Origin of the sequence: Ornithinimicrobium pekingense DSM 21552 (assembly GCF_000421185.1) — a bacterium.
GTDB classification, from domain to species: Bacteria; Actinomycetota; Actinomycetes; order Actinomycetales; family Dermatophilaceae; genus Ornithinicoccus; species Ornithinicoccus pekingensis.
This window is the reverse complement of record NZ_ATWJ01000007.1, coordinates 694265-702333: the sequence shown is the minus strand read 5'-3', so window position 1 is coordinate 702333 and position 8069 is coordinate 694265. Positions and strand designations below refer to the sequence as shown.

Sequence of the window (8069 nt, the reverse complement as noted above, 5' to 3'; positions counted from 1 at the left end):
AACACTCGCCCACCAGCACACACCCACCACCTCCCCCTCACAGAGAAGACAGCAGCTGCGGGTCTGGACGAACCCGGGGCCCCGGACAACCAAGGAAACCCAGCACCTCCCACACACCATGCCTCAACGGCACAGCCCGTGACAGGGCCCGATCCCTCAGGACCCAACAACGTGTCAGCACCACACCCACCACGCACCACCCAGCTTTCCCCACCCCGAAGGGCCGTACTCACCAGTGCGGCACGCACCACGTGCAGCGACAGATCATCGACGTTCCACCCAGAGCAACCCACCGTGGAACACGCGTCCACGCAGCAGGCCACAGACAAGCACCCCCCACCGACCACAGCCGGCCAGGAGGCGCTCAGTGATGCTCCTTAGAAAGGAGGTGATCCAGCCGCACCTTCCGGTACGGCTACCTTGTTACGACTTAGTCCCAATCACCAGTCCCACCTTCGACGGCTCCCCCCTACAAGAGGTTGGGCCACCGGCTTCGGGTGTTACCGACTTTCGTGACTTGACGGGCGGTGTGTACAAGGCCCGGGAACGTATTCACCGCAGCGTTGCTGATCTGCGATTACTAGCGACTCCGACTTCATGGGGTCGAGTTGCAGACCCCAATCCGAACTGAGACCAGCTTTAAGGGATTCGCTCCACCTCACGGTTTCGCAGCCCTCTGTACCGGCCATTGTAGCATGCGTGAAGCCCAAGACGTAAGGGGCATGATGATTTGACGTCATCCCCACCTTCCTCCGAGTTGACCCCGGCAGTCTCCTATGAGTCCCCACCATCACGTGCTGGCAACATAGAACGAGGGTTGCGCTCGTTGCGGGACTTAACCCAACATCTCACGACACGAGCTGACGACAACCATGCACCACCTGTATACCGACCTTGCGGGGCCCCCATCTCTGAGAGTTTCCGGTATATGTCAAGCCTTGGTAAGGTTCTTCGCGTTGCATCGAATTAATCCGCATGCTCCGCCGCTTGTGCGGGCCCCCGTCAATTCCTTTGAGTTTTAGCCTTGCGGCCGTACTCCCCAGGCGGGGCGCTTAATGCGTTAGCTGCGGCACGGACCCCGTGGAATGGGACCCACACCTAGCGCCCAACGTTTACGGCGTGGACTACCAGGGTATCTAATCCTGTTCGCTCCCCACGCTTTCGCTTCTCAGCGTCAGTAATGGCCCAGAGACCTGCCTTCGCCATCGGTGTTCCTCCTGATATCTGCGCATTCCACCGCTACACCAGGAATTCCAGTCTCCCCTACCACACTCTAGCCTGCCCGTACCCACTGCAAGCCCGGGGTTAAGCCCCGGGTTTTCACAGCAGACGCGACAAGCCGCCTACAAGCTCTTTACGCCCAATAATTCCGGACAACGCTCGCACCCTACGTATTACCGCGGCTGCTGGCACGTAGTTAGCCGGTGCTTCTTCTGCTCCTACCGTCACAAAAGCTTCGTCAGAGCTGAAAGCGGTTTACAACCCGAAGGCCGTCATCCCGCACGCGGCGTCGCTGCATCAGGCTTTCGCCCATTGTGCAATATTCCCCACTGCTGCCTCCCGTAGGAGTCTGGGCCGTGTCTCAGTCCCAGTGTGGCCGGTCACCCTCTCAGGCCGGCTACCCGTCGTCGCCTTGGTAGGCCATTACCCCACCAACAAGCTGATAGGCCGCGAGTCCATCCACCACCGATAAATCTTTCCACCCCATACCCATGCGAGTTGGAGTCATATCCAGTATTAGCACCGGTTTCCCGGAGTTATCCCAGAGTGGTGGGCAGGTTACTCACGTGTTACTCACCCGTTCGCCACTAATCCACCCAGCAAGCTGGGCTTCATCGTTCGACTTGCATGTGTTAAGCACGCCGCCAGCGTTCGTCCTGAGCCAGGATCAAACTCTCCGATAAAAACCTAAACTCTTACCAAAGAGAATAGATACCTGACAAACAACCACCACGCCCCACCGGGGGCGGCACGACGCGGCAGTAAACAAAATAAACTATGGCATCAATAATCTGACACGCTGTTGAGTTCTCAAGGATCGGACGCACACCGCACGGTCGAGGCCTTGTGGGCTTTTCTCGTGTGGGGCAACCAGTTCAGGTTATTCGCCTCGACTCGTCGGAGTCAAATCCGCGCCTCGCACCGTGGTGCGTAGCTGATCGAGGCTGGGGGCCTGCCCGGGACCGGCCACCGTGTCGGTGTCCGTGCCTCCCTGTCGGCCTGGCGAGAGATAACTTTAGGCCCTCTCCTGGCGACGCACAAATCTGCAGGTCAGAGCACTTTTCGGGCCGCCGCGAGGTGTTTGCGGCCACGACGCAGCAGGGCCACCGACCCGTGGAGGAAGTCGGCGTCGCCGAGCACCTGGTCCACGTCGCCCACCTTGACGTTGTTCACGCTCACGCCGCCGTCGCCGATGAGGCGGCGGGCGGCACCCTTGCTGTCAGCCAGGCCGGTGGCGACCAACGCCTCCACCACGGAGCTGCCGTCCTCGACGTCGGCGCCCGGCAGCTCAGCCGTCGCGTCGCGCAAGGTGGGGGCATCGACGGTGGCAGGGTCACCCCTGCCGAACAGCACCTGGCTGGCCGCCTCGACCTGGGCGGTGGCCCCGGCCCCGTGGACAAGTGTCGTGATGTCGGCGGCGAGCGCGCGCTGGGCCTCGCGCAGGTGCGGCCGCTCCTGCGCGGACTCCTCCAGCGCGGCGATCTGGTCACGGTCCCGGTCGGTGAAGACCCGCAGCAGCTTGGCCACCTCGCTGTCGGCGACGTTGATCCAGTACTGGTAGAAGGCGTAGGGGCTCGTCATGTCGCCGGCCAGCCACACCGCGTTGCCCGCGGACTTGCCGTACTTCTCACCGTTCTCGTCGGTGATGAGGGGTGTCGTCAGGACGTGGGCGCTGCCGCCCTCCGCGCGGTGGATGAGGTCGACACCGGCCGTGAGGTTGCCCCACTGGTCCTGGCCGCCGGTCTGGAGGGTGCAGCCGAACTCGCGGTAGAGGTGGAGGTAGTCCATCGCCTGCAGGAGCTGGTAGCTGAACTCCGTGTACGAGATGCCCTCCTGGCTCTCCAGCCGCGCCGCGATCGCCTCCTTGCGGATCATCTGGTTGACCCGGAAGTGCTTGCCGACCTCGCGGAGGAAGTCGAGGGCGCTCAGCGGCGCGGTCCAGTCGAGGTTGTTGACCACGACCGCCGGGTTGTCCCCCTCGAAGTCGAGGAAGGGGCGGACCTGCGCCTGGATGCGCGCGACGTACTCGGCGGTGAGCTCCTTGGTCTTCAGCACCCGCTCGGAGGTCGGGCGCGGGTCGCCGATCAGGCCGGTCGACCCACCGACGAGCACCAGCACGCGGTGCCCGGCACGCTGGAGGTGCCGCAGGACGATCAGCTGGACGAGGTTGCCGAAGTGCAGGCTCGCCGCGGTCGGGTCGAAGCCGCAGTAGACCGTGAGGGTCCCGTCGAGGGCCTCCCGCAGCCCGGCCTCGTCGGTGGTCTGCGCCACCAGGCCGCGCCACTGCAGCTCGTCCAGGATGTTCGTCACGGTCCAGGGTCCTTCCGGATGGGTGGCAGGGGATGCGCGCGACAGGGTCCTGACCGCCTCCTGCGGCCCACCCACGCCCGGCCAAGCCTACGTGCGGACGGAGCCACCGTCGTCGGGCCGGGTCCGTCTGCGGGTGGTGCCCGGCCGGTAGACCGACACCGTCGGGTCGCCGTCCACCCAGAAGCGCCACGGGTAGCGCTCGGGGTCCCCGCCCGCGCCGGAGACCCCCACCCTCGGTCCCTGCCGCACGGGTCCGACGGGCGCCGGCGCCAGCCGCAGCACGACCGGGCTGGCGGGGTCCAGCAGATCGAGCCCGTCGTGCTCGCGCCCGAGCCCGAGCGCGGAGGCCAGGCGAGCCGGTCCTCGGGCCAGGTCACGCTCCGGGTGCGGGCGGGCCCGGCCGGCGTCGCGCCGCTCGCGCGCGAGCTCCATACCGTCCACGACCTCGCCCGCACGCAGCAGCACGGCGCTGGCCTCGCCGTCCGGGCCGCAGACCACGTTGCAGCACCAGTGCATGCCGTAGGAGAAGTAGACGTAGAGGTGGGCGGCGGGCCCGAACATGACCTGGGTCCGCGGCGTCGGCCCCCGGAAGGCGTGCGAGCCCGGGTCGCGGGTGCCGGCGTAGGCCTCCACCTCGGTCAGCCGGACCGTGACCCCGTGGGCGCTGACCCGCGCGCCGAGCAGCGTCGGCGCCACCTCGAGCACGGGTCCGGCCAGGTCGGCCCGGTCGGGGACGATCATCGTGGTCATGCGTCAGTCCCGGACGACCGGCATGTCCTCGACCCAGTGACGGTGGGCGGCGAGCTGGTGCAGCAGGTGTGCACGCTGCTCGGCCACGCGCACCGGGGCCGTGCCGCCGTGGGCGTTGCGCGACGCCAGCGAGCCCGGCACCGTGAGGACCGACCGCACCCCCGGGTGCAGGTGCTCGCTGATCGCGGCCAGGTCGCCGTCGCCGAGGTCCTCCAGGCCGATCCCCCGCGACTCGCAGACCCGCACGCACTCCCCCGCCACCTCGTGGGCCACCCGGAAGGGCACGCCCTGGCGCACCAGCCACTCCGCCACGTCCGTGGCCAGCGAGAACCCCTGCGGCGCGAGCTCCTCGAGCCGCTCCGGCACGAAGCTCAGGGTGGCCACCATGCCCGAGACCGCGGGCAGGAGGACCTCGAGGGTGTCGACGGCGTCGAAGACCGGCTCCTTGTCCTCCTGCAGGTCGCGGTTGTAGGCCAGGGGCAGGCCCTTGAGCGAGGCCAGCAGCCCGGCGAGGTCACCGATGAGGCGCCCTGCCTTGCCCCTCGCCAGCTCGGCCACGTCGGGGTTCTTCTTCTGCGGCATGATGCTCGAGCCGGTGGAGAACGCGTCGTCCAGCCGGACGAAGCCGAACTCCGCCGTGGACCAGAGGATCACCTCCTCGGCGATCCGCGAGAGGTGCACGCCCAGCATGGCCGCGACGAAGGAGAACTCCGCCGCGAAGTCGCGGGAGGCCGTGCCGTCGATGGAGTTCTCCACCGAGGAGGCCATCCCCAGGTCGTGGGCGATCGCCTCCGGGTCCAGCCCGAGGGATGAGCCGGCCAGCGCCCCCGAGCCGTAGGGCGACACCGCGGCCCGCCGGTCCCAGTCGGCCCACCGGTCGACGTCGCGCAGCAGAGCCCAGGCGTGGGCCTGCAGGTGGTGCGCGAGCAGGACCGGCTGGGCGTGCTGGAGGTGGGTCCGCCCGGGCATCGCGACGTCGGGGTGGCGGGCGGACTGCTCGACGAGCGCGTGGACGACGTCCAGCACCTTGGCGGACAGGAGCCGGGCCTGGTCGCGCAGGTACATGCGGAACTGGGTGGCGACCTGGTCGTTGCGGGAGCGCCCGGCCCGCAGCCGCCCCCCGACCTCGGGCCCGACGCGCTCGATGAGGCCGCGCTCCAGCGCCGTGTGGACGTCCTCGTCGGTCTCCGCCGGGACGAAGGCGCCGGAGGTGACGTCGGCGCCCAGCGAGCGCAGACCCTCGAGCATCGTCCGCAGGTCCTCCTCCGACAGCAGCCCGGCCTTGTGCAGGACCCTGGCGTGCGCCCGCGACCCGGCCAGGTCGTAGGGCGCCAGACGCCAGTCGAAGTGCGTGCTCTTGCTCAGCGCCGCGAGGGCGTCGCTGGGTCCGCCGCTGAAACGGCCTCCCCACAGGCTCACAGTCATGGCTCCATCCTCCCTCAGCCGCCCACGGGGCGGGTCGACGGTCGTGCGTGCGGCGCCGGCGGGCGCCCGGACAGCCCGGCCTAGTCGCGCGCCTCGGGGTCGGAGGCCAGGGTCAGCAGGCGGTGCGCCGTGCCTGGCCCTCCGTCCAGGGCGGTGGTGATGACCAGGATGGTGTCGTCGCCGGCGATCGTGCCCAGGATGTCCGGGTCGTCGCTGCGGTCGATGGCCGCCGCGAGGAACTGCGCGGCGCCAGGCGGGGTGCGCAGGACCACCTGGTTGCCGACGGCGCGCGCGCTCACCAGCAGCTCCTGCAGCAGCCGGACCAGCCGCGAGGACACCTCCAGCGCGTCCTGGGCCGGGCGCGGGGTCGTGTCGCCACCCTCCCCCGGGACGGCGTAGACCAGGTGGCGGCCGCGACGCACCTTGACGGCGCCGAGGTCGACCAGGTCGCGCGACAGCGTCGCCTGCGTGACCGAGATGCCGTCCTCCGCCAGCAGGTCGAGCAGCTGGCCCTGGGAGCCGACCGCGTGACGTTCGAGCAGGTCGGCGATCCGCTGGTGCCGCGCGGCACGCGTCATCGGGATGCTGGTCACGTGGTGGAACTATACAGGCGACCGCATGACTATCCGGACCCGGCCGCTCCTCACCCCGCCGGCCACAGCTCCTGCAGCAGGGCCAGGGCGGCCCTGCCCTGCTCGCGCTGGAAGGCCCGCAGCGTCGGCAGTCCCGGTGCGGGTGGCTGTGCAGCGGCCTCGACCAGGTAGCCGGCCAGGCCGGCGAGCACGCCGAGCACGTCCTCGTCGGTGGCGCCCAGGTCACGGAGCGCGCCGAGGTGCGGCCGCACGTCGAGGGGGCCGGACCAGCGCACGTTGAGCAGCAGCGTCGCGGCGTCGAACCAGGCGGCCCCCCGAGAGGCCCACGGCCAGTCCACGACCCGCACCCGGCCGTCGGGGGTGACGAGCAGGTTGTCGGCGCGCAGGTCGGTGTGGACGATCCTGTCGCCCGCCAGACGGGGCAGGGTCGCCCGTGCCAGTGCGTCGAGCTCCGACAGGTGGGCGACGGTCCAGGGGTCCAGGTCGACCGGTGCGTCCGGCGACTCCCTGACCCGGGACCAGGCGGTCATCTCCCCCACGAGCTCCTCCTCGAGCGCCGGCCAGGTCGGCGGGGCGGGACGGGTGGCCAGGCAGGTGAGGGTGTGCAGCGTCGCCGCCACCTCCTCGTCGGTCCACGGCAGGGACGGGTGACGGCCCTCCACGTCCTCGACGACCAGCACGACCCAGTGACCGTCGTCGGACGCCGCCACCAGCCGGGGCGCCTCCGGCAGGCCGGCCAGCGTGCGCAGGACCTCGACCTCCCGGCGGTGCAGGTCGGGTGTGCGGGGGTTCTGGTCGGGGCTGACCGCCTTGACGAACGCGCGCCGGTCACCGTCCGTCACGACGCGGTCGGCGGAGCCGGGTGAGAAGCCGCCCGGCTGGGAGACCGCACCGACCACCGGGCCGTCCAGCACGTCGCCGACCCAGGCACGCACGTGCGGGGGCAGCTGCGCCCAGGTCAGGCGCACGCCATACACGGGGCGCGCTCAGCCCGAGAGCGGGTCGCCCGCGCCCCACGGGCGCAGGCGCAGCATGCGCTCTCCCTCGCCCATCCCCTCGGCGGAGCGTCGACGCAGCACGTCGAGCTCGTCGGTGCCCGCACGGACGAACCTTCCGCTGAAGCCGTCGAGCTCCCCGTCGGCGATCGCCAGGACCAGCGCCTTGACGTCCTCGGGGTCGGTCCACTCGGTGCGGCCCTGGTGCAGCTTCATGGAGTGCGTCATGTCGGACTCGACGACCCCGGGCGCGAGGTCGAAGGCGTGCACCCCGTGCTGGGCCCCGGCCAGCGCCACGCCGCCGGTCAGCCGGGCCAGGGCCGACTTGGAGGCGTGGTATGCGGTGAGCACGTCGCTCTCCCGGGTGCCGGAGCCGGAGTTGAGGTTGATCACCCGCCCGCCCCCGGCGGAGAGCATGTGCGGCACGACCGCCCGCATGAGCAGGAAGGGGCCCTTGACGTTGGTGACCATGACCTGCCACCACTCGTCGACGTCGGCGTCCCACAACGGCTGCTCGGTCTCGATGAGGCCGGCGTTGTTGACGAGCAGGTCGATCCTGCCGAACTCGTCGACGACCTGGCGGACGGCGCGGTCGACGGCGTCGGCGTCCGTGACGTCGCACGCCACGCCCTGGGCGCCGTCGGCCACCTGCCCGGAGCGGGAGAGGCCCACGACCGTCCATCCCGCACCGGCCAGCGCCTGGACGATGTGGGCACCGATCCCGCGGGAGGCACCGGTGACGAGGGCGACGCGGTCGGCGGAGGCAGCAGTCATG

At 69.6% G+C, this 8069-nt stretch carries 6 protein-coding genes and 1 rRNA gene; all 7 read right to left on the bottom strand.

Annotated elements, in window-relative coordinates; all coding sequences use genetic code 11:
• Nucleotides 1-381: 381 nt before the first annotated feature.
• Nucleotides 382-1904: ribosomal RNA gene (locus K330_RS0105390) — 16S ribosomal RNA — on the bottom strand.
• A 367-nt stretch (nucleotides 1905-2271) separates the two neighbouring features.
• Nucleotides 2272-3531, bottom strand: coding sequence for a tyrosine--tRNA ligase (gene tyrS, locus K330_RS0105385; protein ID WP_022920825.1), 1260 nt, complete (start codon nucleotides 3529-3531; stop codon nucleotides 2272-2274).
• 87 nt (nucleotides 3532-3618) lie between these two features.
• On the bottom strand, nucleotides 3619-4272 hold the full coding sequence (locus tag K330_RS0105380; RefSeq protein ID WP_040657783.1) for a DNA-3-methyladenine glycosylase: 654 nt from the start codon (nucleotides 4270-4272) through the stop codon (nucleotides 3619-3621).
• Nucleotides 4273-4284: 12 nt separating this feature from the next.
• On the bottom strand, nucleotides 4285-5706 hold the full coding sequence (gene argH, locus K330_RS19330) for an argininosuccinate lyase (protein WP_022920823.1): 1422 nt from the start codon (nucleotides 5704-5706) through the stop codon (nucleotides 4285-4287).
• A gap of 80 nt (nucleotides 5707-5786) precedes the next feature.
• Entirely contained in the window at nucleotides 5787-6284 is a 498-nt protein-coding gene (gene argR, locus K330_RS0105370; RefSeq protein ID WP_040657782.1) for an arginine repressor, read from the bottom strand.
• A 65-nt stretch (nucleotides 6285-6349) separates the two neighbouring features.
• Entirely contained in the window at nucleotides 6350-7267 is a 918-nt protein-coding gene (locus K330_RS0105365; RefSeq protein ID WP_202804499.1) for an aminoglycoside phosphotransferase family protein, read from the bottom strand.
• Between the two features lie 18 nt (nucleotides 7268-7285).
• Entirely contained in the window at nucleotides 7286-8068 is a 783-nt protein-coding gene (locus K330_RS0105360; RefSeq protein WP_022920820.1) for an SDR family NAD(P)-dependent oxidoreductase, read from the bottom strand.
• Nucleotide 8069 lies beyond the last annotated feature (1 nt).